This is a genomic window from Plantactinospora sp. BC1 (genome assembly GCF_003030345.1).
GTDB lineage: Bacteria > Actinomycetota > Actinomycetes > Mycobacteriales > Micromonosporaceae > Plantactinospora.
This window is the reverse complement of sequence record NZ_CP028158.1, coordinates 7,578,855-7,603,949: the sequence shown is the minus strand read 5'-3', so window position 1 is coordinate 7,603,949 and position 25,095 is coordinate 7,578,855. Positions and strand designations below refer to the sequence as shown.

General features: G+C 73.5%; 17 protein-coding genes. 9 read left to right on the top strand and 8 right to left on the bottom strand.

Going from position 1 to position 25,095, the window contains the following annotated elements:
- Positions 1-97: 97 nt before the first annotated feature.
- Positions 98-1,033 (top strand): DMT family transporter, encoded by a 936-nt coding sequence (locus C6361_RS33360; RefSeq protein WP_159079595.1) that lies wholly within the window; start codon positions 98-100, stop codon positions 1,031-1,033.
- Between the two features lie 182 nt (positions 1,034-1,215).
- On the top strand, positions 1,216-2,385 hold the full coding sequence (locus C6361_RS33355) for a glycoside hydrolase family 3 N-terminal domain-containing protein (RefSeq protein ID WP_234359163.1): 1,170 nt from the start codon (positions 1,216-1,218) through the stop codon (positions 2,383-2,385).
- 33 nt (positions 2,386-2,418) lie between these two features.
- On the opposite strand, the gene C6361_RS33350 is transcribed toward C6361_RS33355, so the two are convergent.
- From C6361_RS33350 to mfd, 4 genes are all read right to left on the bottom strand, one after another.
- A complete protein-coding gene (locus tag C6361_RS33350; protein ID WP_199853145.1) occupies positions 2,419-3,780 on the bottom strand; it encodes a glycoside hydrolase family 6 protein in 1,362 nt (453 codons plus the stop codon).
- Positions 3,781-3,960: 180 nt separating this feature from the next.
- Positions 3,961-4,965 carry a nucleoside triphosphate pyrophosphohydrolase gene (locus tag C6361_RS33345; protein ID WP_107270157.1) on the bottom strand — a complete coding sequence of 335 codons (1,005 nt, stop codon included), beginning with the start codon at positions 4,963-4,965 and terminating at the stop codon, positions 3,961-3,963.
- A gap of 73 nt (positions 4,966-5,038) precedes the next feature.
- Positions 5,039-5,761, bottom strand: coding sequence for a hypothetical protein (locus C6361_RS33340; RefSeq protein WP_199853144.1), 723 nt, complete (start codon positions 5,759-5,761; stop codon positions 5,039-5,041).
- A 131-nt stretch (positions 5,762-5,892) separates the two neighbouring features.
- The gene (mfd, locus tag C6361_RS33335) at positions 5,893-9,534 is read right to left on the bottom strand and encodes a transcription-repair coupling factor (RefSeq protein ID WP_107271333.1); all 3,642 of its coding nucleotides are present in this window, start codon (positions 9,532-9,534) and stop codon (positions 5,893-5,895) included.
- Positions 9,535-9,834: 300 nt separating this feature from the next.
- Between mfd and C6361_RS33330 the strand changes: the two genes are divergently transcribed.
- The 4 genes from C6361_RS33330 (at position 9,835) to ppc (ending at position 16,670) form a co-directional block, all read left to right on the top strand.
- A complete protein-coding gene (locus C6361_RS33330) occupies positions 9,835-10,758 on the top strand; it encodes an AraC family transcriptional regulator (protein ID WP_107260662.1) in 924 nt (307 codons plus the stop codon).
- A 65-nt stretch (positions 10,759-10,823) separates the two neighbouring features.
- Positions 10,824-12,242 (top strand): alpha/beta fold hydrolase, encoded by a 1,419-nt coding sequence (locus C6361_RS33325; RefSeq protein ID WP_107270155.1) that lies wholly within the window; start codon positions 10,824-10,826, stop codon positions 12,240-12,242.
- A gap of 168 nt (positions 12,243-12,410) precedes the next feature.
- Entirely contained in the window at positions 12,411-13,223 is an 813-nt protein-coding gene (locus tag C6361_RS33320; protein WP_107270154.1) for a TetR/AcrR family transcriptional regulator, read from the top strand.
- A gap of 660 nt (positions 13,224-13,883) precedes the next feature.
- Positions 13,884-16,670 (top strand): phosphoenolpyruvate carboxylase, encoded by a 2,787-nt coding sequence (gene ppc, locus C6361_RS33310; RefSeq protein ID WP_107260668.1) that lies wholly within the window; start codon positions 13,884-13,886, stop codon positions 16,668-16,670.
- Positions 16,671-16,724: 54 nt separating this feature from the next.
- Here ppc and C6361_RS33305 read toward each other — a convergent pair whose 3' ends face one another.
- The 4 genes from C6361_RS33305 to C6361_RS33290 all read right to left on the bottom strand — a co-directional run bounded on the left by C6361_RS33305 (position 16,725) and on the right by C6361_RS33290 (position 20,359).
- Positions 16,725-17,435 carry an ABC transporter permease gene (locus C6361_RS33305; RefSeq protein WP_107271332.1) on the bottom strand — a complete coding sequence of 237 codons (711 nt, stop codon included), beginning with the start codon at positions 17,433-17,435 and terminating at the stop codon, positions 16,725-16,727.
- A gap of 136 nt (positions 17,436-17,571) precedes the next feature.
- Complete coding sequence (locus C6361_RS33300; RefSeq protein ID WP_107270152.1) at positions 17,572-18,483, bottom strand: ABC transporter ATP-binding protein; 912 nt, start codon at positions 18,481-18,483, stop codon at positions 17,572-17,574.
- The gene (locus tag C6361_RS33295; RefSeq protein WP_107270151.1) at positions 18,480-19,364 is read right to left on the bottom strand and encodes an ABC transporter permease; all 885 of its coding nucleotides are present in this window, start codon (positions 19,362-19,364) and stop codon (positions 18,480-18,482) included. The genes C6361_RS33300 and C6361_RS33295 overlap by 4 nt, the downstream gene beginning before the upstream one ends.
- Positions 19,364-20,359: an ABC transporter ATP-binding protein gene (locus C6361_RS33290; protein WP_107260676.1), complete on the bottom strand. Its 996-nt coding sequence runs from the start codon at positions 20,357-20,359 to the stop codon at positions 19,364-19,366. Before C6361_RS33290 ends, C6361_RS33295 begins: the two co-directional genes overlap by 1 nt.
- A gap of 264 nt (positions 20,360-20,623) precedes the next feature.
- Between C6361_RS33290 and cysC the strand changes: the two genes are divergently transcribed.
- From cysC to C6361_RS39095, 3 genes are all read left to right on the top strand, one after another.
- A complete protein-coding gene (gene cysC / locus C6361_RS33285) occupies positions 20,624-22,153 on the top strand; it encodes an adenylyl-sulfate kinase (protein WP_107270150.1) in 1,530 nt (509 codons plus the stop codon).
- 127 nt (positions 22,154-22,280) lie between these two features.
- On the top strand, positions 22,281-24,314 hold the full coding sequence (locus tag C6361_RS33280) for a beta-galactosidase (RefSeq protein WP_199853143.1): 2,034 nt from the start codon (positions 22,281-22,283) through the stop codon (positions 24,312-24,314).
- Positions 24,314-25,093 carry a DeoR/GlpR family DNA-binding transcription regulator gene (locus C6361_RS39095; RefSeq protein WP_107260680.1) on the top strand — a complete coding sequence of 260 codons (780 nt, stop codon included), beginning with the start codon at positions 24,314-24,316 and terminating at the stop codon, positions 25,091-25,093. Before C6361_RS33280 ends, C6361_RS39095 begins: the two co-directional genes overlap by 1 nt.
- Positions 25,094-25,095: the final 2 nt, after the last annotated feature.

The window sequence follows — 25,095 nt, the reverse complement described above, 5'->3', positions numbered from 1 at the left end:
CCACTCGCGGTGCCGACGGTACCGGAGCGAATGGTCCTCTGATGATGCCCTTGTTTGGCTCTGTCTCATGGACCAAACGGCTCCTAGCGTCGGTCTGGTGAAACTCTCCAACCCGGCCGCGGTGCTGCTCTGTGTCGGCGGGATGGTGCTGGTCGGCAGCTCCGTCTCGATCAGCCAACTGGTCCTCGACTATCCGCACCTCACCGGCCAGGCGGCCCGGTACGCGCTGGCCGCCGCCGTACTCTTCGCCCTGGTCCGCCGCTTTCCCGGCCTGCTGGCCGGCGACACGCCCCCGCCCGGCCGGCCGAACCGGCGCGAGCTGGTCGTGCTGACCACGCTCGCGCTGACCGGCATGGCCGGGTTCAACGCCTGCATCCTGGTCGCGCTGCCGCACGCCGACCCGGCCATGGTGGGCACCTTCATCGGCGCCGCACCGCTCGGGCTCGCCCTGCTCGGTCCGCTCACCGGCGGCCGCCGGCCGGCTCCCCGACTCGTCGCGGCGGCCGGAATCGTCGTCGCCGGTACCGCACTGGTGCAGGGCAGCGGCCGGGCGGACGCGATCGGCATCATCGCCTCGCTCGGGGCGTTCGGGGGCGAGATCGCCTTCTCGCTGCTCGCCGCGGCCGTACTCCCCCGGCTCGGGCCGGTACGCGTCGCGGCGTACAGCTGCGGGCTGGCCGTACCGCTGTTGCTGCTGGCGGCGATCCCGGCGGGTGAGTTGGCCCGATGGCGACTGCCCACTCCCACCGAGGCCGCCGCGTTCGGCTATCTGGCGGCGATGATGACCGTGATCGCCTTCCTCGCCTGGTTCACCGGGCTGCGCCAGCTCGGCGTGGACCGGGCCGGGGTACTCGTCGGGGTGATGCCGATCGCCACCCTGCTGACCGCCGCCGTCCAGGCCGGCCGGCTGCCGGATCCGGGCCAGACCGCCGGGGTGCTGGTGGCGGCGCTCGGCATCGCGGTCGGGCTGCGCGCGGGTCACCGGCGCCGCGACCGGACCCCGGCGGAGAGCGTCGCCGCACCGGCTGGCTAGCCGGGGTGCTGCCGGAACGTCAACGCGGCAGTGCGCGAACCCGGACGGGCGCCGGTGCGAACGTGGACGGGCGCCGGTGCGGGAACGCGGACAGCCGCTCCCCCGTGTCGACCTGCCCGGAACCCGCGCCGCTGCTCGGATTGTGCCGCGCGGCCCCGGTCACCGACCGTAGCGTGGACCGGGTGAAGGATGCCCGCCTCAGCCGTCGGCTGCTGCTCGCCGGGGTCGGCTCGGCCGCGCTGGCGGCGGGTACCTCCGGATGTGGCTCGGGCCCGGCCCGGCTCGCACCCACCCCGTCCCGGCCGCCCGGCCCGGCCCGGCGGGACGAGGCGGCACTCCGCCGCAAGATTGCGAGTCTGCTGGTGGTCGGCTTCCGGGGCCAGCAGGCGGCCGAGGCCGGCTGGGTGCGGACGGCGATCCGGCAGGGGCTCGGCGGCGTCATCCTCTTCGACCGCGACCTGAAGACCGACACCGTACGCAACATCAGCTCGCCGGGCCAGGTGACCGCGCTGGTGAAGGCCCTGAAGCAGGCGTCGCCCGGTCGGCTCATCGTCTCGATCGACCAGGAGGGCGGCCGGGTCGCCCGGCTCAACCCCGGCAACGGCTTCCCGGCCACCCGCTCGGAGGCCGAGATCGGCCGGGCCGACTCGATCCCGACCACCCGCGCCTGGGCGGAGGGGCTCGTCCGGAGTCTCACCTCGATCGGCGTCAACCTCAACTACGCGCCGGTGGTCGACCTGAACCTGCGACCGGACAGTCCCGCCGTCGGCCAGCTCGAACGCAGCTTCTCCGCCAACCCGGACGTGGTGGTGCGGAACGCGGCCGAGGAGATCCGGGTGCACCGGGCCGCCGGGGTACGCACCTCGCTCAAGCACTTTCCCGGGCTGGGCAGCGCGACCGGCAACACCGACTTCACCGCCGTCGACGTCAGCGACTCGTGGCGGGAGACCGAACTCGAACCGTTCCAGAAGCTGATCGCCTCCGGCACCGCCGACTCGGTGCTGGTCGGCCACGTACTCAACCGGAAGCTCGACCCGGACCGGCCGGCGTCGCTGTCCCGGGCGGTCGTCACCGACCTGCTGCGCGGCCGGCTCGGCTGGCGCGGCCCGGTGGTCAGCGACGACATGCAGGCCGTCGCGGTCACCAGCCGGTTCGGTCGGGACGAGGCCGTCGCGCTGGCCCTGGAGGCCGGCGTCGACCTGCTGGTCTTCGGCAACCAGCAGGAGTACGACCCGAACGTCGTCGGCCACACCCTCGACACCGTCGTCCGGCTGGTCCGCTCCGGGCGCCTCACCGAGCAGCGGATCGACGAGTCGGTCGCCCGGGTCGACACGCTCCGCCCGAAGCGCTGACCCCGGCCGCCGCGCCATCCCGGCGGGCGTCCCTCACAGCGGCGGCCAGGCGTTGGCCAGCAACTGCCGGAAGTGCGCCGGGAACCACTGCCGGAACGGCGGGCCGCCCGGCAGCGCCCCGGTGATGCGGAAGCTGCCGCCCGGCGGGTTGTAGTTGGGATCGCACATCGGCTCGTACGGCTGGCCGACGTCCCGGCTGACACCGGTGCCGTCGGACTCACCGGGCGGTTTGACCCAGACGTACGCGTCGATGCCGGGCTCCGGGTCGACGGCGGGCCGCTCGCCGAGGCCCGAGCCAGCCTGGTTGCACCAGTTCGTGATGTGGGTTCGCCGGTCGATCCGGCTCCGGTCGACGTACTCGTTCAGGTCGCCGGTAGCCGGCGCCGGTCCGGTGGGCCGGTTCGGGCCGCCCCAGCCGTTGCGCGAGGTGTCGACCAGCAGGCTCGCCCGCGCGGAGAAGCCCGCCCCGACCAGCAGTTCCCGCATGTGTCGGGCGTACGGCACCTCGTCGACGAACGGGTTCCAGTCGACCCATCTCGACTGGTACACCGGGTAGCCGTTGACGACATCGTCGGCCTGGAACCACTCCTCGTGCAGCGGGGAGTAGTTGGCGGTGTTGGCGACGAAGCCGTGCACGTTCGCCACCGTGCTGCCCGCGCTGGTCGCGGCCTGGTGCAGCAGCGCCGTCATCGGGCCGGAGTCCTCCGGCCAGCCGAGTTCGCCGTGGTGGCTGATGTCCAGGTACGGGTAGACGTTGGGCAGGGCGCCGAGCCGGGACAGGGCGTACCCGATCCCGTCCGGATAGGTGCCCCGGGCCAGCACCTGGTCGCAGGCCCAGGTGGCGGTGTGCCGAGGGCTGGTGTTGACGACCAGGTTGGGCAGGGAGTTCGGCTCGACGAAGACGACGATCCGCAGCCCGGCGTAGTGGGGGGCGGCGAGGATCTCGACGGTCGGATCGACGAACTCCGTCCGGTACCGGTCGAGTTCGTCGATCGAGAGTTCGCCCTGCGGCAGCGGCCGGCCGCAGTCCCGGGACGGCAGGTTGTAGAGGGTCACCTGGACGAGGTCGGCCCGCTGCGCCACGGCGGCGTCCAGGTGGTCGCGCAGCCCCATCGCTCCGTCGGTGCCCTCGATCGCGGCGATCCGGTCCAGCCAGACGGCGGTCGGCTGGCCGGCGATCGCGCCGCCACCGGGCTCGGCGGCGGCCCGGGCGGACCACTCGGGATTCACGTACACCCGGGCCCCGGCGTACGGGTTGACCATCAGGTGCGGCGGTTTGGTGGCACCGGCCGGACCGGCGCTGCCGAGCGCCCCGGCGAGCAGGACGGGTACGGCGAGGACGGCGAGGGCCGTACGGCCCCGGGCGGGTACGCGTCCGGAACGGCGCATGGTCATGACACTGGCTCCTCAGCACCGGGTCGGCGCCGGGTACGGCCCGCTACGGGGCGGCCCGGAAGCGGTTCGGAGCGGTTCGGACCGGGCGGCACCGTGACCGGCAGGACCCCGCCTGCCATTTACAAACTTCGATCCATCATGCCATCCCCGCACCTTCCGCGCACGCGCGCTTCCCCGGAGTCAGGACGGCGGTATCGAATCCTGTTCGGCCGCGCGCACCGTGGCCGCGTAGGCCAGGGTCGCCTGACGCAGCGCCGCCTCGGCGTCCAGCCCCGCCGCCCGGGCCCGGGCCACCGTCTCCAGCAGGGTCGCGCCGAGCCGTACCGTCTCGTCCGCCCCGGCCGGCGGCTCCGCGGGCGGCAGGTCGAGCCCGGCCCGGGCGACCCGGTGCAGCACCTTCGCCGCCAGCGCCAGCGCCGGCTGGGAGAGCGCGACCCCGTCGAGTACCGAGGCCCGGGGCTTCTCCGCCCGCTTGATCCGTTCCCAGTTCTCGATGATCTCGTCGATGCCGCCGACCTCGGTGCCGGCGAAGACGTGCGGGTTGCGCCGGACCATCTTCGCCACCAGCCCACCGGCGACGTCGTCGATCGACCAGCGCTCCTCCTCGGGCAGGTTCTCCGCCAGCCGGGCGTGCAGCACCACCTGCAACAGCACGTCGCCCAGCTCCTCCCGGAGCGCCACGAGATCGTTCGCGGCGATGGCGTCGTACGCCTCGTAGCACTCTTCGAGGAGGTACTGCGCCAGCGAGGCGTGGGTCTGCGCCCGCTTCCACGGGTCACCGCCGGGCGAGGCGAGCCGGTCCATCACCTCGACCGCGTCGAGCAGCCGGGCACCGGGTGGATCCCAGGAGCCGTACATCAGCTCCAGCTCGGCCAGCCCGGGTTGACGGGCCAGCCGGAGTCCCAGCTCCCGGGCCAGTGCCTCGTCCCCGGCCGGGCCGGCCAGCCAGACCGCCGTACCGTGCGAGGCGACCGTGCCCAGCAGGTCCGGAACCGGAGTCGCGGTGACGGTCACCTCGGCGCCGGCCGCGCGTACCGCCGTGGCCAGCTCGCTCTCCGCGCCGGCCAGCACCGGGAAGCCGCGTACGACGTCCCAGGCGGACGCGGTCAACAGCCCGGCCGGCAGCCGGGGCGAGGTGACCAGCAGCACGATCCGGCCGGCCGGGCCGGGCGCTACCCCGGTCATCGGCCGGTGGGGCTGGTCGACGGCGGGATCGTCACGGCACGGCCGGTGGTGCGGGCGGGGCGTCGCGGGCCGCTCAGCGGGCGTCGACCACGGTGTCGGAGCCGGACTGGCCGATCGGCACGACCAGCGCCGGGCTGCTGTCGGAGAAGGTCAGCACCGGGTATTCCAGCGGGCGGTAGCGCGGGTTGACCGTGACGTCGGAACTCTCCAGCGCCTCGGTCAGGGTGTTCCGCATCGCCAGCGCGCGGCGCAGCACGTCACCGTCGAGCTGCTGCCCGGCCTCGCCGTCCTTGGCGTCCGGCGGGATGACCCCGGCGACCCGGCCCCGGGCCACCACGTCCATCAGCTCCTCCTGGGTCGGCGCCACCGGCTGGGTCACCGGAATGCCGGCCCGGCAGGCGTCCAGCTCGGAGAAGAGCCGCACGTAGCGGGAGTCCGCCGGCAGGCCGGTCGCCTCGGCGATCCGCTCTATCGGAGCCTGCTCGGACGGCTTGAAGCCCTTGTCCGTGGCGAGCTTGAGACAGACCTCCCGCATCACCAGGGTGCCGACCACCTCGGCCCGACTCGGCGTCTTCGGCTCGGGGGCGCCCGGAGCGGGCGTGGCGCCCGGCTCGGTGGGAGCCGGCGAGGCCGCCTTGCTCCGGACGTCGTCGAGCACCGAGGTCACCTCGTCCTCGGTGATCTTCTTATCCCCGAGGTAGACGGCGACGCTGGAGTCGGACCGGCAGGCGGAGAGGACGGTGGTGCCGAGCACGGCAATGACCGCGATCGAAGCCAGACGACGGGCACGCTGCATGCTCGACACTCTCTCACGCAGCCCGACCGCCTGCGGCACGGGGTCGGACCCGCCCGGGGCGGCCCGCCGGGGGCGCTCGCTCCGCAGGGCTGCTGCGGGCACGCTGACCTCGCGGGCCGACCCGGTCGGGCTCACCTCGCCGGCTCCCCCGTCGCCGCCTTCGCGGGCTCACCGAGCACGTCGCGGAGGAGCTGGGCGCACCAGTCCAGCAACGCCTGGTCGCGCAGCGGCTCGCCGCCGATCCGCCGGGTCGTCGGGCGCGGCACGCTCACCTGGTCGGTGGCCGACTTGTAGACCGCGTCCGGGTGGTAGCGCTTGAGCCGCAGCTGCTTCGAGTCCGGCAGCGGCAGCGGGGAGAACCGCAGGTGCCGGCCCTGGGCCGAGACGTCGGTGAGGCCGTACGCCCGGGCCAGCAGCCGGAACCGGGCCACCGCCACCAGGTTGGCGACCTGCTCCGGCGGCTCGCCGTACCGGTCGGTCATCTCGGCGACCACCTCGGCCAGCCGCTCGGCGTCCCGGGCCTCGGCGAGCTTGCGGTACATCTCCAGGCGCAGCCGCTCCACCCCGATGTAGTCGTGCGGCAGGTGCGCGTCGACCGGCAGATCGATCTTGATGTCGGCCTCCTCCTCCGGCCGCTCACCCTTGAACGCCTGCACCGCCTCGCCGACCATCCGGACGTAGAGGTCGAAACCGACCCCCTCGATGTGCCCGGACTGCTCGCCGCCGAGCAGGTTGCCGGCGCCCCGGATCTCCAGGTCCTTCATCGCCACGTACATCCCGGCGCCCAGCTCGGTGTGCTGGGCGATGGTGGCCAGCCGCTCGTGCGCGTGCTCGGTCAGCGGCTTCTCCGGCGGATAGAGGAAATAGGCGTACGCCCGCTCCCGGCCCCGGCCGACCCGCCCCCGGATCTGGTGCAACTGGGCCAGGCCGAGCAGGTCGGCCCGCTCCACGATCAGGGTGTTGGCGTTCGGGATGTCGATGCCGGACTCGACGATCGTGGTGCAGACCAGGACGTCGTATTCCTTTTCCCAGAAGCCGACCATGACCTTCTCCAGGGCGTCCTCGCCCATCTGGCCGTGCGCGACCGCGACCCGGGCCTCCGGGACCAGCTCCCGGATCCGCCGCGCCGCCCGGTCGATCGACTCGACCCGGTTGTGCAGGTAGAAGACCTGGCCGTCGCGGAGCAGCTCGCGGTGGATCGCCGCCGCGACCTGCTTGTCGTCGTACGCCCCGACGAAGGTCAACACCGGGTGCCGCTCCTCCGGCGGGGTGGCGATGGTGGACATCTCCCGGATGCCGGTGATCGCCATCTCCAGGGTCCGCGGGATCGGCGTCGCCGACATGGTCAACACGTCCACGGCGGTACGCAGGGTCTTCAGGTGCTCCTTGTGCTCGACCCCGAAGCGCTGCTCCTCGTCCACCACCACCATGCCGAGCTGCTTGAACCGGGTCGCCGACTGGAGCAGCCGGTGGGTACCGATCACGATGTCCGCGCTGCCGTCGGCGGCGGCCTCCAGGGTCCGCTCGGCCTCCTTCGGCGTCTGGAACCGGGAGAGCTGCCGGATCTGCACCGGGAACTGTCCCATCCGCTCGGCGAAGGTGTTGTAGTGCTGCTGGGCCAGCAGCGTGGTCGGGACGAGCACCGCCACCTGCTTGCCGTCCTGCACCGCCTTGAAGGCGGCCCGCACCGCGATCTCGGTCTTGCCGTAGCCCACGTCGCCGCAGATCAGCCGGTCCATCGGGGTCGACTGCTCCATGTCCCGCTTGACCTCCTCGATCGCCGCGAGCTGGTCCGGCGTCTCGGTGTACGGGAAGGCGTCCTCCAGCTCCCGCTGCCACGGGGTGTCCGGGGCGAACGCGTACCCCTTGGACGCCTTGCGGGCGGCGTAGAGCTGGACGAGCTGGGCGGCGATCTCCTTGACCGCCTTGCGGGCCCGCGCCTTGGCCTTCTGCCACTCGGCGCCACCCATCTTGTGCAGGGTCGGCTGCTCGCCTCCGACGTACCGGGAGAGCTGGTCGAGCTGGTCGGTCGGGACGAAGAGCCGGTCGCCGGGCTGGCCGCGCTTGCTGGCCGCGTACTCGATGACCAGGTATTCCCGGTCGGCGCCGTTGACGGTGCGCTGCACCAGCTCGACGTACCGGCCGATGCCGTGCTGCTCGTGCACGACATAGTCGCCGGCCCGCAGCTCCAGCGGGTCGATGGTGTTGCGCCGCCGGCTCGGCATCTTGCGCATGTCCCGGGTCGACGAGCCCCGGCCGCCGGTGATGTCGTTGCCGGTCACCACCGCGATCCGGGACGTGGAGTCGAGGAAGCCGTGGTTGAGCGAGCCGCAGGTCACCAGCAGCTCGCCGGAGGCCGGCGGTGCCGGCACCTCCTCGGTGAGCGCGGCGCCGAGCCCGGCGTCCCGGAGCACCTCGACGGCGCGCTGCGCCGGCCCGTGCCCCTCGAAGACCAGCGCCACCCCCCAGCCGTCGCCGACCCAGCGCTTCAGGTCGTCGACGACCCGGGCCGTCTCGCCGTGGTAGAGCGGCACCGGCTGGGCGTGCAGCGCCACCGACTCGCCGGTGTCCGGCACCACCGTCACCTCGGGCTCCGGCTCCACCGCCCACGGCTCGACCGTGGCCGCCGGGCCGGGGGCGGCCTCGACCAGGCCGAACGGGGACGCCGACCACCAGGGCTGGCCGAGGGTCGCGGCGGTGGCCCGTACCTCGGCCAGGGTCTTGAAGGCGGCGGCGCCGAGGTCGACCGGGGCCTGGCCGCCGACGGCGGCCGCGGCCCAGCTCGCCTCCAGGAACTCCGCCGAGGTACGCACCAGGTCGTGCGCCCGGGTCCGGATCCGCTCCGGGTCGCAGAGCAGTACGTGGCTGCCGGCCGGCATGCAGTGCAGGACGAGTTCGAGCGAGTCCGCGCCGATCAGGGCCGGGGCCAGCGACTCCATCCCCTCGACCGGGATCCCCTCGGCGAGCTTGTCCAGGATCTCGGCCAGCTCGGGGTGCTGCTGCGCCAGCTCGGCGGCCCGGCGCCGGACCGGCTCGGTGAGCAGCAGTTCCCGGCAGGGCGGCGCCCAGAGGGCGGGTACCGCCTCGATGGTCCGCTGGTCGGCGACGGCGAAGGTGCGGATCTCCTCCACCTCGTCGCCCCAGAACTCGACCCGGGACGGGTGCTCGTCGGTGGGCGGGAAGACGTCCAGGATGCCGCCCCGGACGGCGTACTCCCCACGCTTGGTGACCAGGTCGACCCGGGCGTACGCCAGGTCGGTGAGGCGGCGGGCGGTCTCCTCCAGCCCGGCCTCGGCCCCGGCGGCGAGCCGGACCGGCTCCAGGTCGCCCAGCCCCTTGAGCTGTGGCTGCAACACCGACCGGACCGGGGCGACGACCACCCGGACCGGGCCGGGGTGCTCGGCGAGGTCGGGGTGGGCGAGCCGGCGGAGCACGCCGAGTCGCCGGCCGACGGTGTCGGACCGGGGCGAGAGCCGCTCGTGCGGCAGCGTCTCCCAGGCCGGATAGACCACGACCTGCTCCGGCGGGAGCAGGCTGCCCAGCGCGGCGGCCAGGTCGTCGGCCTCCCGGGTGGTGGCGGTGACGGCGAGCACCGGGCGCCCGGCACCGCCCGCCTCCTCGCCGGCCGCCACGGCGGCGACCAGGAAGGGCCGCAGCGCGGGCGGGGCGGTGAGGTCGAGCCCGTCGGCGTCCGGACCGCCGGTGCGGGCCAGCGAGCGGGCCCGGGCCAGCGCGGGATCGCGGAGCGCGGCGGTGAGCAGACCGGTGAGCACGCAGATCACAACCTTGCAGATGGGCACGCGGAAAACGCCCCACGCCCGACGCGGGCGGGGGGTGCGGGTGAGGCAGGACCCGGGGCGTTGCCGTGCCGGAAAGGGCCCCTCCTCAACGCCGTCGTCAAGCCTATCCCCTGAGCCCGACAAACCCCGCGGCACGGCCGGCACCGCAGGCCCGGCCGGCGGCGGAGCCGGCACCGCGGGTCCGGCGGGCAGCGGAGCCGGCTGGCGTTCGCGGCACGGTCCGGGGACAACCTGAGAACCTCGCTCGGGCGTTTCCCTCCGGGAGGAGGCGCGATGTCGGATTCTCACGATGCGATGCCCGGGTTCCGGGACGCGTTCGCCGCCGACGGGCGGCTCCAGGCGCGGTGGCGATGGCTCGGCTGTCCGGACGGGATGGGCCTCTACGAGGTGCGCTGCCACAACACCAGGCGCGGCTGGGAACCCGCCCGGCCGAGCGGCCACTTCACCGTGCACCTGGCCCGCTCCGGTGGCTACCTGCGCCGGCTCAACGGGCGGGAACGCTTCGTCGACCCGACCTCGGCCCTGTTCCTCAAACCCTCCGACGACCTCACCATCTCGCACCCGCTCGGCTGCGGCGACAGCTACACGGTGATCGAGGTCGACCCGGAGCTGCTGGTCGGCTGGGCGGACGGCGAACGGTGGCTGACCGGTGCCGGCTGGGAGGGCCGGCTCCGCGCCGACCTCGACCTGGAGCACCGGGCCCTGGTCGCGGACTCGCTGCGCGGCACCGACCGCTTCGAGCTGACCGAACGGACGCACCGGCTGCTCGGCCGCCTGCTCGCCGCCGGCCCGGACCGGCCCGGGGAGGAGCTGGACCGGGCGGTACGACGCCGCCCCGGCACCCTCGCCGCGCACCGCCGGCTCACCGACCGGGTACGCGAGGTGGTCAGCGGTGGCGGCTACGCGCTCGGCCTCACCGAGCTGGCCCGGCAGGTCCACTGTTCGCCGCATCACCTCAGCCGGGTCTTCCAGTGGACCACCGGGCAGAGCCTGACCGCCTACCGCAACCAGCTGCGGACCCGGGCCGTGCTGACCGCGCTGGCCGCCGGCGAGGTGGCCAGCCTGCGCGGCCTGGCCGCCGAGTACGGCTTCGCCGACCAGGCCCACCTGACCCGCACCCTGCGGCAGCAGCTCGGACACTCCCCGACCCAGCTCCGGCGGCTCCTGGCCACCACGTCAGGGCCGGCCCGGAGGTGAGCACGGATCTTCAAGGCGGTCGACCGGCACCGGCGACAGCATGAGGTGACCTTAGGAGGCCCCGAATGCGACACCGACCTCTGCTCCTCGGGCGGGCCGGCACCGCCCTGCTGGGACTGCTCGCCGTACTCGCCGCCGGCTCGCCCGTCGCGGCCGCGCCGCCCCTCTCCGGTCCGGCGGCACTCGGAAACCGTCCGGGGCTGACCGACCCGCGCCCGTGTGCCGAGGCGGCCGGGTTCACCTGCGCCGAGCTGACCGTGCCGCTCGACCGCCGGGGCGGCACCCCCGGCGAGCTGCGCCTGCGGGTCGCCGTGGCGGAGAACGCCGACGCGCCCCGGGGCACCCTGCTGCTGCTCTCCGGCGGGCCCGGGCAGCCCGGGCCGGGCCTGCTGTCCCGGCTGGAACCCCGGTTCCGCTACCTGATGGACGACTACCGGCTGGTGATGATCGACCAGCGGGGTACCGGCCCGGCCGGGATCGACTGCCCGCAGCTCCAGGCCGAGGTCGGCTCCTCCGACATCACCCCCGCCTCGCCGGAGGCGATCCGAGGCTGCGCGGAGCTGCTCGGCAGGACCCGGAACTTCTACACCACCGCCGACACGGTGGCGGACCTGGAGGAGCTGCGTCGCGCCCTCGGGGTGCACCGGTGGACCCTCGACGGCATCTCGTACGGGACCTTCGTCGCCCAGCAGTACGGGTTGACGTACCCGCACCGGGTGGCCCGGATGGTGCTGGACTCGGTGGTGCCGCAGGACACCCTGGACGGGTTGTACCTGCCGAGCCTGCACCGGGTGGCCTGGGTACTCCGTACCGCCTGCCGCGAGCAGTCCTGCGGCTCCGACCCGGCGGCGGACGTCGCCGAGACGATCCGCCGGTACGGCAACGCGGTCGGCATCTTCGACTTCCTGGTGATCGCCAGCATCGTGGACCCGAAGCTCACCGGGGAGACCTTCTATCCGGTGCTGCCCTTCCTGCGGATGGCCGCCGAGGGTTCCCCGGAGCCGCTGATGTCGGCGATCGACGATCTCCAGGGTGGCGAGAACACGCCGTTCGCCGAGTACAGCTCCGGGTTGCACGCCGCGACGGTCTGCGCCGACCAGACCGACGCGCCCTGGGGTGACTCGACGGCGCCGCCCGGCCGGCGGGCGAGGGCGCTGGACCGGGCGGTGCGGCAGATCCGGCCCGGCCACGTCTGGCCGTTCCCCCGGGAGACCGCCGCCGAGCAGGCGTTGATCTCCACCTGCCTGCACTGGCCGGTGTCCCGGCCGAACCCCCGGCCGCCCCGGCACACCCTGACCATGCCGGTGCTGCTGCTCAACGGCGACCGTGACCTCTCGACCCCGGTCGAGTGGGCGGTCGAGCAGGCGGCGCGGACGCCGCGCGGCGAACTCGTGGTGATCGCCGGGATGGGCCACTCGATCCAGGGCCGCCATCCCGAGGGCGACTCGGCCGTCCGGCGGTTCCTGCTCGGGCCGACGGCCTGAGCCCGGTGCTGGGCGGGTCCGGGTTCGGATCTCACGGAGCGGCCCCGACCGGCGTTCCGACGGGGGAGATCCGGACCGGGACCCGCCCATCGGGGTCGTCGGGCGCGCCGTCATTCGCGTACCGGGTACGGGAAGTAACATCGGGCCGTACCCGGAAGGAGGCGGACGATGCCGGTGGAGCGCAGCGGTGGCGGGGATCCCGACCGCACCCTGGCGCTGCTCTGGACCGCCCAGCCGTCGCCCGGCTCCCCGGCAGCCGCCGGCAGACCCGCCCGGGGCCGCCCGCCCCGGCTGACCGTGCCGCAGATCCGGCAGGCCGCGATCGCGGTCGCCGACCGGGAGGGCCTGGCCACCATGTCGATGGCCCGGGTCGCCGAGGAGCTGGGCGTCGGCACGATGTCGCTCTACACGTACGTCCCGGGCAAGGCCGAGCTGATCGACCTGATGGTCGACGGGGTGATGGCCGACCGCGACCTCCCCGGCCCGGACGACGTACGCCCGACGGACTGGCGAACCCGGATCGAGCTGTACGCCGACCGGACCCGCACGATGTACCAGCGCCACCCGTGGCTCCGAGAGGTCTCCACCGTCCGCCCACCGCTCGGGCCGGGCCTGCTCGCCCAGCAGGAGTACCTGCTCGCCGCCCTGGCCGACCTCGGCCTGCCGGCCCGGCAGACGGTCGCCGCCGGCAACGCGATCGTCAGCTTCGTCGACGCCGCCGCCCGGCAGCAGGCCGAGGCGGACCAGTTGGAGCGGACCACCGGGCAGTCGACCGACGAGTGGTGGTCGGACCGGGACTCGTTCTGGGCGGAACACTTCGACGTCGCGCGCTATCCGGCGATGAACCGCACCTGGGAGGCCGGCGGCTTCGTCGACACCCCGGACGCGATGGCCGACGCCTACCGGTTCGGGCTGCGCCTGCTGCTCGACGGCATCCAGCGCGCGGCCGGGGCCGCCGGCCGCGCGCCCGCGGAGGGATGACCCGACCAGCCCGGGACACGCCGCATGCACTAGCTCGCCCGCCTGCGACCACGGTTCGCCCGTTTGCGACCACGGTTCGCCCGTTTGCGACCACGGTTCGCCCGGGGGAAGACCACCTCCCGCGCACACTGTCGAGCTGGGTGCACGGACGGGGCAGACGACGCGGTCTGCACGGACGGGGCAGACGGCGAGGTCTGCACGGACGGGGCAGACGGCGAGGTCTGCACGGACGGGGCAGACGGCGCGGTCTGCACGGGTCGGCCCGGAGCCGGCTCCCGTACCGGGCGGATCACAGTGGCCGCCTCCTGCTCCGGACGGGCCGACGTCGGGGCAGCGAGAACCCGGGCACCCGGCCGGTGGGTGCACGGGCGGGGCAGCTCGACAGTCTGCGCGGGGAAGGTCTGCTCGCCAGGTCCGGCCACGGCACTGTCGCCACCGCCAGCCATCAGCGGCCGGGGCGGGGCGTGAGCAAGTTAACGATCACGGGTACCGACGCCCGAGACTCGACATAACGTACGTTTTGCCGGCACCGGATAGGCTCTACCAGTACCTGCGGCCAACCGGTACGGCACGAGCCTCGTTAGCGTTCCGGGACCGGCCGCCGATAGCATCCACTGTGTCGGACAACGCTGTCCTCCGTACTCGATCAAGGAGCGCACGGTGACCGACCAGCATGATCACGACGGACCCGACGCCGCGTTGCGGGCGGACATCCGCCGGCTCGGCAAGCTCCTCGGCCAGACCCTCGCCCGCCAGGAGGGCCCGCCCCTGCTCGACCTGGTCGAGGAGGTCCGCGCCCTGGTCCGGCACGACGCGGAGGCCGCCGCCCAGCGGCTCGGCGCGATGGACGTGACCACCGGCACCAAGCTGGCCCGGGCCTTCTCCACCTACTTCCACCTGGCCAACATCACCGAACAGGTGCACCGCTCCCGCGACCTGCGCCGGCAGCGGGCCGCGCACGGCGGCTGGCTGGACCAGGCCGCCCGGCTGATCCGGGAGCGCGGGGTGCCGCCCGAGGAGATCGCCTCGGTCGCCCGCCGGCTCTCCGTCCGGCCCGTCTTCACCGCCCACCCGACCGAGGCGGCCCGCCGGTCGATCCTCTCCAAGCTGCGCGCCGTCGCCGACGAACTCGACGCCGAGGCCGCCGCCGCGATCCTCTACGGCGCCAGCGACGAGGGCCCGGCCAGCCGCCGCCTCGCCGAACTGCTCGACCTGCTCTGGCAGACCGACGAGCTGCGGCTCGACCGCCCCGACCCGACCGACGAGGCCCGCAACGCCATCTACTACCTGCGCGACCTCTACGCCGAGGCGGCGCCGCAGGTCCTCGACGACCTCGCCGACACCCTGCGCGGGCTCGGCGTGGAGACCGCGCCGACCGCCCGGCCGCTGACCTTCGGCACCTGGATCGGCGGCGACCGCGACGGCAACCCCTTCGTCACCCCGCAGGTCACCCGGGACGTGCTGCTGATCCAGTACGAGCACGGCATCCAGGCGACCGAGGCGGCGATGGAGGCGCTGATCAACGAGATCTCGGTCTCCCGGCGGCTGCGCGGGGTCAGCCTCGACCTCAGCGCCAGCCTCGCCAAGGACCTCGACGCGCTCCCCGAGGTGGCCCCCCGGTTCCGCCGGGTCAACGCCGAAGAGCCGTACCGGCTCAAGGCGCGCTGCGTCCGGGCCAAGCTCGCCAACACCCGGCGCCGGCTCAACCAGGGCACCGCGCACGTGCCGGGGCGGGACTACCGGGGCTCCGCCGACCTGCTCGCCGACCTGGAGCTGATGCGCGCCTCGCTGGCCCGCAACTCCGGCCAGCTCACCGCCGTCGGCCGGCTCGCCTCGGCGATCCGCACCGTCGCCGCCTTCGGGCCGCACCTGGCGACGATGGACATCCGGGAGCACGCCGAGGCGCACCACGTCGTGCTCTCCCAGTTCTACGCCCAGGTCGGCGAGGTGCCGGAATATTCGTCACTGAGTCGGGCCGACCGGACCAAGCTGCTCGCCGAGGAGCTGGCCGGCCGCCGCCCGCTCTCCACGATGGACACTCCGCTGACCGAGCCGGCCCGGAAGACCTTCGACGTCTTCGGCACCATTCGCGAGGTGCAGGAGCGGTTCGGCGTCGAGGTGATCGAGTCGTACATCATCTCGATGACGCTCGGCGTCGACGACGTACTCGCCGCCGTGGTGCTGGCCCGGGAGGCCGGGCTGGTCGACGTGCACACCGGCCGGGCCCGGGTCGGCTTCGTGCCGCTGCTGGAGACCCCGGCCGAGCTGGACGCCGGGGGCGAACTGCTCGACGAGATGCTCTCGCTGCCGGCGTACCGGGCGATCGTGGCGGCCCGGGGCGACGTGCAGGAGGTGATGCTCGGCTACTCCGACTCGAACAAGGAGGCCGGGATCACCACCTCGCAGTGGTCCATCCACCGGGCCCAGCGGGCGCTGCGGGACGTGGCCGCCCGGCACAACGTACGGCTGCGGCTCTTCCACGGCCGGGGCGGTACGGTCGGCCGGGGCGGCGGCCCCACCCACGAGGCGATCCTCGCCCAGCCGTACGGCACGCTGGACGGCGAGATCAAGGTCACCGAGCAGGGCGAGGTCATCTCCGACAAGTACACCCTGCCCTCGCTGGCCCGGGAGAACCTGGAACTCACCCTGGCGGCGGTGTTGCAGAGCACCCTGCTGCACACCACGCCCCGGCAGCCGGCCGAGGCGCTGGACCGCTGGGACGCCACCATGGACGTGGTCTCCGGTGCCGCCTACCGGCGCTACCGGTCGCTGGTGGAGAACCCGGACCTGCCGGCGTACTTCTGGGCCTCCACCCCGACCGAGCTGCTCGGGGCGCTCAACATCGGCTCCCGGCCGGCGAAGCGGCCGAACACCGGGGCCGGGCTCTCCGGGCTGCGCGCCATCCCGTGGGTCTTCGGCTGGACCCAGACCCGGCAGATCGTCCCCGGCTGGTTCGGCGTCGGGACGGGGCTGGCCGCCGCCCGGGAGGCCGGAATGGCCGACATCCTGGCCGAGATGCACCGGGCCTGGCACTTCTTCGGCACGTTCCTGTCGAACGTCGAGATGATGCTGAGCAAGACCGACCTGAACATCGCCCGCCGGTACGTCGACACCCTGGTCCCGGAGCCGCTGCACCCGATCTTCGAGATGATCGAGGCGGAGTACGAGCTGACCAAGCGGGAGGTACTGGCCATCACCGCCTCCCCCGCGCTGCTGGAGAACTCCCCGGTGCTGCAACGCACCCTCGCCGTCCGGGACACCTACCTGGAACCGCTGCACCACCTCCAGGTGGCGCTGCTGCGGCAGTACCGCGACTCGGGTGCCGCCGGCCGGGCCGTGGCGACCGCCCCGGGCGGCCGGCGCGCCCCCGGCGACGGTACGGCGCTGGAACGGGCCCTGCTCACCACCGTCAACGGCATCGCCGCCGGGATGCGCAACACCGGCTGACCCCTCGGGGCTGGAGTGGCGGCCCGCAGCGCCGGGCCGCCACCTGCGACCGGTTCAGCTCGTCTCGCCGGCCACGCTGAACCTGCCCAGCCGGCGGATGGCCAGCAGGGTGAAGCCGACCGTGAAGACCGCGCTCATCACGATCGCCACCGGCAGCGACACCGAACCGTCGAGCAGCGCCGTCGGCGCGATCCGGTCGGTCAGGGTCACCACGTAGTGCTGCACCGACAGCACCCGGGTGCCGCTGACGATGCTGTTGAGCAGGCCCTCCCAGATCAGCACGTAGACCAGGCCGAGCAGCACCGGGCGGCGGGTCAGCAGGCTCAGGGCCAGGAAGAACGCCGAGTACGCCAGCGCGCCGACCGCACTCGCGGCGGCCAGCCCGAGCCCGAAGCGTACGGACTCGACCAGTACCCCGGCGACGTAGAGCGGGATGGCGACTGTCAGCGCGGTGACCCCGGTCGCCACGGCCAGCTTCGGCAGCACGATCTGCCACCGGGGCAGCGGCTTGGTCAGGATGTGCAGCAACGTGCCGTCGTCGATCTCGGAACCGAGCACCGCCGTGCCGACGATCAACGCGGTGACCGGCAGCACCACGGCGAGCCCCAGCGCGTAGACGACCGGCTGGCCCCACTCGGTCGGGGCGATGCCGGTCGCCCGGGCCAGCACCGCCAGCCCGACCAGCAGCAGCGGCAGCGGAAAGAGCAACAGGAACCGCCGCCGGCCGAGCAGCCCACGCGCGGTGATCCAGGAAACAGTCGACATGGTCACTCCTTCGTTCGCGACTGCGGGGCTCGTTGCGGGGCTCGCAACACCGGCTCACTCCTCGCGCTCACAGCCGCACCTTCCGTTCGCGACTGCGGGGCTCGCAACACCGGCTCACTCCTCGCGCTCACAGCCCTCACGCCTCCACCAGGTAGGAGAAGACGCTCTCCAGGGACTCGTCCGACGGCAGTAGCCGGCGGATCCGGATGCCGGAGGCCAGCGCGATCTTCGGCAGGGCCCGGGTGAAGCTGCCGTAGTCGCCGGCCCGGACGGTCAGCCCGTCCCGGTTGAGGTCGACCCCGGTCACCGAGGGCTGGCCGATCAGCTCGACGGCAAGCCGCCGGTCGTCGCTGGACTGCACCGCGAAGACGTGCGGCCGGTTCGTCATCAGCCGCCGGATGGTCCGGAAGTCGCCGGAGGCGGCCAGCCGGCCCGAGACGATCACCTGGACGGTGCCGGAGACCTGCTCGACCTCCTCCAGGATGTGCGAGCTGAACAGGATCGTCCGGCCCTGCTCGCCGAGCGAGTGCAGCAGCTCCATCATGTGCAGCCGCTGCCTCGGGTCCATCCCGTTGAACGGCTCGTCGAGCAGGAGTACCTGCGGGTCGTGCACCAGGGCGGCGGCGACCCGGGCCCGCTGGCGCATGCCCTTGGAGTACGTGCCGATCCGGCGGTCCTGCGCGTCGGTCAGCTCGACCAATTCGATCGCCCGGCGGGCCGCCGCATCCGGCTCGGGCAGCCGGTGCAACCGGGCACTGGCCAGCGCGAACTCGTACGCGCTGAGGAAGTCGTAGACCGACTCCCGCTCGGTGACCAGGCCGAGCCGGCGGTAGACCTCCGGATTCTCCCAGGTGGGTTCCCCGTCGAGCGTCACCGTGCCCTTCGAGGGGGCCAGGAAGCCGGCCATCATGTGCAGCACGGTGGTCTTGCCCGCGCCGTTCGGCCCGAGCAGTCCGGTGACTCCGGGGCCGAGGTTCATCGACACGTCGTTGACGGCCACCACGTTGCCGTACCAGCGGGAGACCCCGGCCAATTCCAGGTTGCTCATCGGGCGGCGACCTTCCGGTAGCGGGCGAGCAGCAGCAGGGTGCCGGCGACGACGAACCCGACGGCGACCAGGCCGTAGAGCGGGCCGTACCGGCCGACGTCGAGGTCACTGCTCGCGTCGATCGCCCAGTCACCGATCCCGGCGACCAGGGTGACCGGGCTGGCCAGCCCGGCGAGCTGGTTCGCCGCCTCGTACGGCATCACCGACAGCACCGCGACCACCGGGGTGGTCAGCAGGAACGCGCCGACGATCGCCCCGGCCGCGACGGCCCGGCGCCGGACCAGGGAGGCGACCAGCAGCGCCAGCACGGAGTAGACGATCGCGTGTACGGCGACGTAGCCGAGCGCCGGCAGGAAGTCGCCGAGTTCGTCCCAGACCGCTCCGATGCCGTCGACCATGAACGCGGCACCGGCGAACATCACCGTCAGCGGTACGCCGATGGTCAGGAAGGTCGCCGAGATCAGCGCGGCCAGCTTGACCAGCGCGTAGTCCGAGCGGTGCAGCGGGCGGGCGAAGTAGAGCGGCAGCACCCCGCTGTGCAGGTCCCGGGAGGCGAGTTCCGGGGCGACGATGGCGCAGAAGAAGATGATCAGCACGCTGAGCACCTCGGGGAACTCGGCGTAGCTCAGCGGCGACTCGCCGATCTGGGCCCGTACGGCGGTCAGCACCGCGGCGACCACCCCGAACACCCCGACGATCAGCCAGGGGAAGATCTTCGCCTTGAAGGTGCGCCCGAGCCCGAAGGCGGTACGCAGGCTGTGCAGGTAGAGCGCGCCGACCAGGTGCCGCCGGCCGAGCCGGGGACCGTCGTACCGCTGGTAGCCGATGTCGTGGATGACCCCGGCCGGACGGTCGGTCCGCGGGGCGTCGAGCGTGGTCATCAGGCGCCCTCCAGGGCGGTGCCGGTGGCGATCGGCTCGGCAACCCGGGCCGGATCGGTGGCGAAGAGTTCGACGACCCGGTGCCGCCGCTGGTCGAGCCGGTGCAGCGGCAGGTCCAGCTCGGCGACCGCGGTCAGGATGAGGTCGTACGTCCTGTCGAGTGCCGAGTCCCGCGCCTGCGCGCCGGCCGCCGCCGCCCCCGGGTCGAGCATCGGGACCAGCAGCAGCCGGCCGTCCTGCCGGACCGGCAGCCCGGCGGCGGCGAGCCGGGCGGCCAGTTCGGCGGTGCCCTCGCTCACCTCCACCGAGAGCACCTCGGTCACCGCGGTCATGTCGGCCAGTTGTGCCGACCGGAGCAGCTTGCCGCCCTCGATCGCGACGAGCGCGTCGCAGATCCGCTCGACCTCGCCGAGCAGGTGCGAGCAGACCAGCACCGAGATGCCGAACTCGGTGCCGATCCGCTCGATCAGGGCGAGCATGGCGTCCCGGCCGGCCGGGTCCAGCCCGTTGGTCGGCTCGTCGAGCAGCAGCAGGTCGGGGTCGTGCACCAGGGCCTGGGCCAGCTTGACCCGCTGTTTCATGCCGGTGGAGTAGCCACCGACCTGGCGGTAGCGCTCCTCGTAGAGGCCGACGTGCCGCAGCGTCTCGGAGGCCCGCTCCCGGGCGGTCGTCTTGGGCAGCCCGCTCATCCGTCCCATGTGCGTGACGAACTCCGCGGCGGACAGGTCCGGCGGCAGGCAGTCGTGCTCGGGCATGTAGCCGACCCGGGCCCGGACCTGGTGCCCGTCCACCAGCGGGTCGAGGCCGAGCACCCGGGCCTGTCCGCCGGTCGGCTCCAGCAGGCCGAGCATGATCTTGATGAAGGTCGACTTGCCCGCTCCGTTGGCTCCGACCAGACCGACGATGCCCGGCTCGACGGTGACCGTCAGGTCGGACAACGCGGTCACCCGATTGCCGTACGTCTTGGTCAGCGACTGGGTCGCGATCAGTGTCACGCTGCCAGGGTAGGGCCGGTGGCACGTACCGGAGGTCAGGAAACCACCCTGGAAGTACCCCTGAATCGCCCCGGCGGCGGCAGCCGCCTCCCCTAGGGGCCGGGTGAGACTTTCGTAGCCCCCGCGCCCGGTTGGGTAACCTCCTGATGGCCACCTGCCGACAGGCGTCGCCGATCCGGGCGTCCAAACGGGAGTGGCGGTCTCGACCGATCGACGGGCGGCTGCGAAACTGTGTGCCGGCCGGCCGGGTAGTTGGGGGTGCGGATGAGCAACGGGTGGGTGCTGCCCGATGAGTTGCTGCGTGACGCTCCGGCGTACACGCCGCGCCCGTATGAGCTGGCCGACCTGGAGTTGCTGCTCTCCGGAGCGTACGCCCCGCTCACCGGCTTCATGGGCCGGGCCGATCTGGCCTCGGTGGCCCGGCGCGGCCGGCTCGCCGACGGCTCCGGCTGGCCGGTGCCGGTGACCCTCCAGGTCCCGGCCGACCTGGTCAGCGGCATCGACCTGAACAATCCGGTCGAGCGCGGCCTGGTCCTCACCGACCCCGAGGGGGCGCCGACCGCGCTGCTGGAGGTCGCCGACCTCTGGCCGACCACGCAGGGCTGGTTCGGCGTCGGCGGTCCCGTGCGGCGGATCGGCGACGGCGGGCACGGCCCGTTCCAGCGGCTCCGCCGCCCCCCGGCCGAGGTGCGGGAGCTGCTGCCGCCGGGCCGGGTGCTCGGGGTGATCGCCGACCGGCCGCTGCACCGGCCGCAGCTGGCGCAGATCGCCCACGCGGTCCGGACGCTCGCCGCCCACCTGCTCATCCTGATCCCGGTCGCCAACACCAGCTCGGACGGGTTGCCGCCGGAGGTGCTGGTCCGGAGCATCTTCGGGGCCCGGGACCGGATGCCTCCGGCCACCATCGTGGCGGTGCCGATCGCCCGGCGCGGCGACGACATCTGGGACGCGCTGCTGCGGGCCCGGGTGGCCCGGGCCTACGGGGTCACCCACGTCCTCTCCACCACCGAGATGCTCACCGGCGGCGGGCTGCGGATGCTGGTCCCGCGCGAGCTGGCCTACGACAACCGGGACGGGCAGTGGCGGTGGCGGGACGACATCCCGCCGCGCAACCGGCGGCTGCCGCTCGGCCAGGAGGAGATCGAGGACCTGCTCGACCGGGGCTTCCCGCTGCCGGAGTGGCACACCCCGCCGACGGTGGCCAAGGAGCTGACCCGGGCCCGGCCGCCCCGCCGGCACCGGGGTCTGGTGGTCTTCTTCACCGGGCTCTCCGGCTCGGGCAAGTCGACCATCGCCCGGGGGTTGGCCGACGCGCTGCGGGAGAGCGGGGACCGCACCATCACGCTGCTCGACGGTGACGTGGTCCGCCGGGAACTCTCCGCCGGGCTGGGCTTCAGCCGGGCCGACCGGGATCTGAACGTACGCCGGATCGGCTGGGTCGCCGCCGAGGTCGCCCGGCACCGGGGGCTCGCCATCTGCTGCCCGATCGCGCCGTACCACCGGGCCCGGGCGATCGCCCGGGAGATGGCCCGCTCGGCCGGTGCCGGTTTCGTGCTGGTGCACGTCGCCACCCCGCTGGCGGTCTGCGAGCGGCGCGACCGCAAGGGCCTGTACGCCCGCGCCCGGGCCGGCCAGCTCACCGGGATGACCGGGGTCGACGACCCGTACGAGGAGCCGACCGACGCCGAGCTGGTGCTCGACACCACGGACCTGACGGTGGAGGAGTGCGTACACCTGCTGCTCGCGCACCTGACCGAGACCGGCTGGGTCGAGTCCCGCCTGCAACCCGCCTGACGCCCCGGGCCCGGTTCCGCCGAGCCGGAGGCGTCCCGTCGGCGTGGCGCCGCTCCTACCCAGCTCCACCACCCGGGCGCTAGTGTTCGTATCTGTTGGATTACGTGCGAGCACGTTTGGAGGCGGTGTGGGCGGTCTGGTGCCGAACATCGAGGGCCTGAGCTACGGCGGGGACTACAACCCGGAGCAGTGGCCCGAGGAGGTCTGGCCGCAAGACGTGGCCCTGATGCGCGAGGCCGGGGTCAACCTGGTCACCGTCGGCGTCTTCGCCTGGGCCTGGCTCGAACCGGCCGCCGGGCGGTACGACTTCGACCGACTGGACCGGATCATGGACATGCTGCACGCCGGAGGGATCAGGGTCTGCCTCGCCACCGCCACCGCCTCGCCACCGCCCTGGTTCTCCCACGCCCACCCGGAGACGCTGCCGGTGGACGCGGACGGCCGGCGGCTGACGTACGGCAGCCGGCAGGCGATCTGCGCCAGCTCACCGGTCTACCGGCGGGCCGCCGTGGCGCTGACCGAGCAACTCGCCCGGCGCTACGCCAACCACCCGGCGCTGGCCGTCTGGCACGTGCACAACGAGTACGCCTGCCACAACGCGCACTGCTACTGCGACACCTCGGCCGAGGCGTTCCGCGGCTGGCTCCAGGCCCGGTACGGCGACCTCGACGGCCTCAACACCGCCTGGGGTACGGCGTTCTGGTCACAGACCTACACCGACTGGGCGCAGGTGCAGCCGCCCCGGGCCACCCCGACCTCGTCCAACCCGACGCAGGTGCTGGACTTCAAGCGGTTCAGCTCGGACGAGCACCTGGCCTGCTTCACCGCCGAGCGCGACACGCTGCACCGGCTCTCCCCCGGAATCCCCGTCACCACCAACCTGATGACGGCGAGCTGCGTCAACCTGGACTACTGGGCCTGGGGTCGGGAGCTGACCGGAGCGGACCGGCTGCTCTCCAACGACCACTACCTGCTCGGTGAGCATCCGCTCGAACCGCCGGCCCAGATCGCCTTCGCCGCCGACCTGAGCCGGTCGCTGGCCGGCGGCCCGTGGCTGCTGATGGAGCACTCCACCAGCGCGGTCAACTGGCAGCCGCGCAACCTGGCCAAGCCGGCCGGGCAGCTCGGCCAGGACGCGCTGGCGCACGTGGCCCGGGGCTCGGAGGGTGCGCTCTTCTTCCAGTGGCGGGCCAGCCGGGCCGGCTCGGAGAAGTGGCACTCGGCGATGCTGCCGCACGCCGGCACCGACTCGAAGATCTGGCGCGAGGTGGTCGGACTCGGCCGGCACCTGCGGGCGCTGGCCGAGATCGAGGGCTCCCGCACCGAGGCGGAGGTCGCGGTGCTGCTGGACTACTCCTCCGTCTGGGCCCAGGAGGCGGCCAACCAGCCGAGCACCGACATGGTCGCCTTCGACGAGATCCGCCGCTGGCACAGCGCGCTCTGGCGGGCCGGGATCACCGCCGACCTGGCCGCGCCGGGCGCCGACCTGACGGGGTACAAGCTGGTGCTCGCCCCCGCGCTCTACCTGGTGGACGACGCCGCGATCGGCAACCTGACCGGGTACGTCCGCTCCGGCGGCACCCTGGTGGTCGGCCCGTACAGCGGACTGGTCGACGAGCGCGACCGGGTCCGCCCGGCACCCCTGCCGGGCGGCTTCGCCGAGCTGCTCGGCGTACGGGTCGAGGAGTTCTTCCCGCTCCCCGCCGCCGGCACCGTCCGGCTCGACGACGGCACCTCGGCGGAGGTCTGGACCGAGGCGCTGGTCGCGGCGGACGCCGAGGTGCTGGTCAGGTACGACAACGGGCCGGTCGCGGGTGGTCCGGCGGTCACCCGGCGCAGCGCGGACGGCGGAGCGGCCTGGTATCTCGGTACCCGGCTGGAGCAGACCGCGCTGGGTCGGCTGCTGGCCCGGATCGCCGACGAGGCCGGTGCCGCTGCGGCCGCGCCGGCCGTACCCGGGGTGGAGCAGATCCGGCGGCGGCACCCGGACGGCCGGTCGTACCTCTTCCTCTTCAACCGCTCCGACCGGCCGGCGGAGGTCGACGCGGCCGGGACCGACCTGCTGACCGGCACCCGCTGGGCCGGGCCGACCACGGTCGAGCCGCACGGCGTCGCGGTGCTGGCGCAGCGGCCGGAGCCGGAACCGACCGGGGCGCCCTGATGCTGGCCCAGCAGCGCCAGGAGGCGATCCTCGACCGGGTCCGCACCGCCGGCGGGGTCCGGGTCACCGAGCTGGCCGGCGAGTTCGGCGTCTCCGACATGACGATCCGGCGCGACCTGGAGGCGCTCGCCGAACGCGGCCTGCTGGCCAAGGTGCACGGCGGGGCGACCACCGCCCGGCCCGGCTCGACCGACGAGCCGGGCTTCGCGGTCAAGTCGGTGCGGCAGCGGCCCGAGAAGGCCGCCATCGCGGCCGAGGCCGCCCGGCTGGTCACCCCCGGGATGGCGGTCGCGCTCTCCGCGGGTACGACCACCGCCGAACTCGCCCGCCGGCTGGCCGGGGTACCGGCGCTGACCGTGGTCACCAACTCGATCCCGGTCGCCGAGATCCTGCACCGCTCCGGCCGGCCGGACCAGACGGTGGTGCTCACCGGCGGGGTACGCACCCCGTCCGACGCGCTGGTCGGGCCGGTGGCGGTGGCCACGATCCGCTCGCTCCACCTGGACCTGGTCTTCCTCGGCGTGCACGGGATGAGCGAGCGGGCCGGGTTCAGCACCCCGAACCTGCTGGAGGCGGAGACCAACCGGGCGCTGCTGGCCTCGGCCGACCGGCTGGTGGTGCTGGCCGACTCCACCAAGTGGGCGACGGTGGGGATCTCGTCCTTCGCCGAGCTGGCCGAGGCGCACACCGTGGTCTCCGACACCGGCCTGCCCGAACCGGCCCGGGAGATCCTCCGGGCGCAGGTGGCCGAACTACTGCTCTGTGAGGTGACACCGTGAGG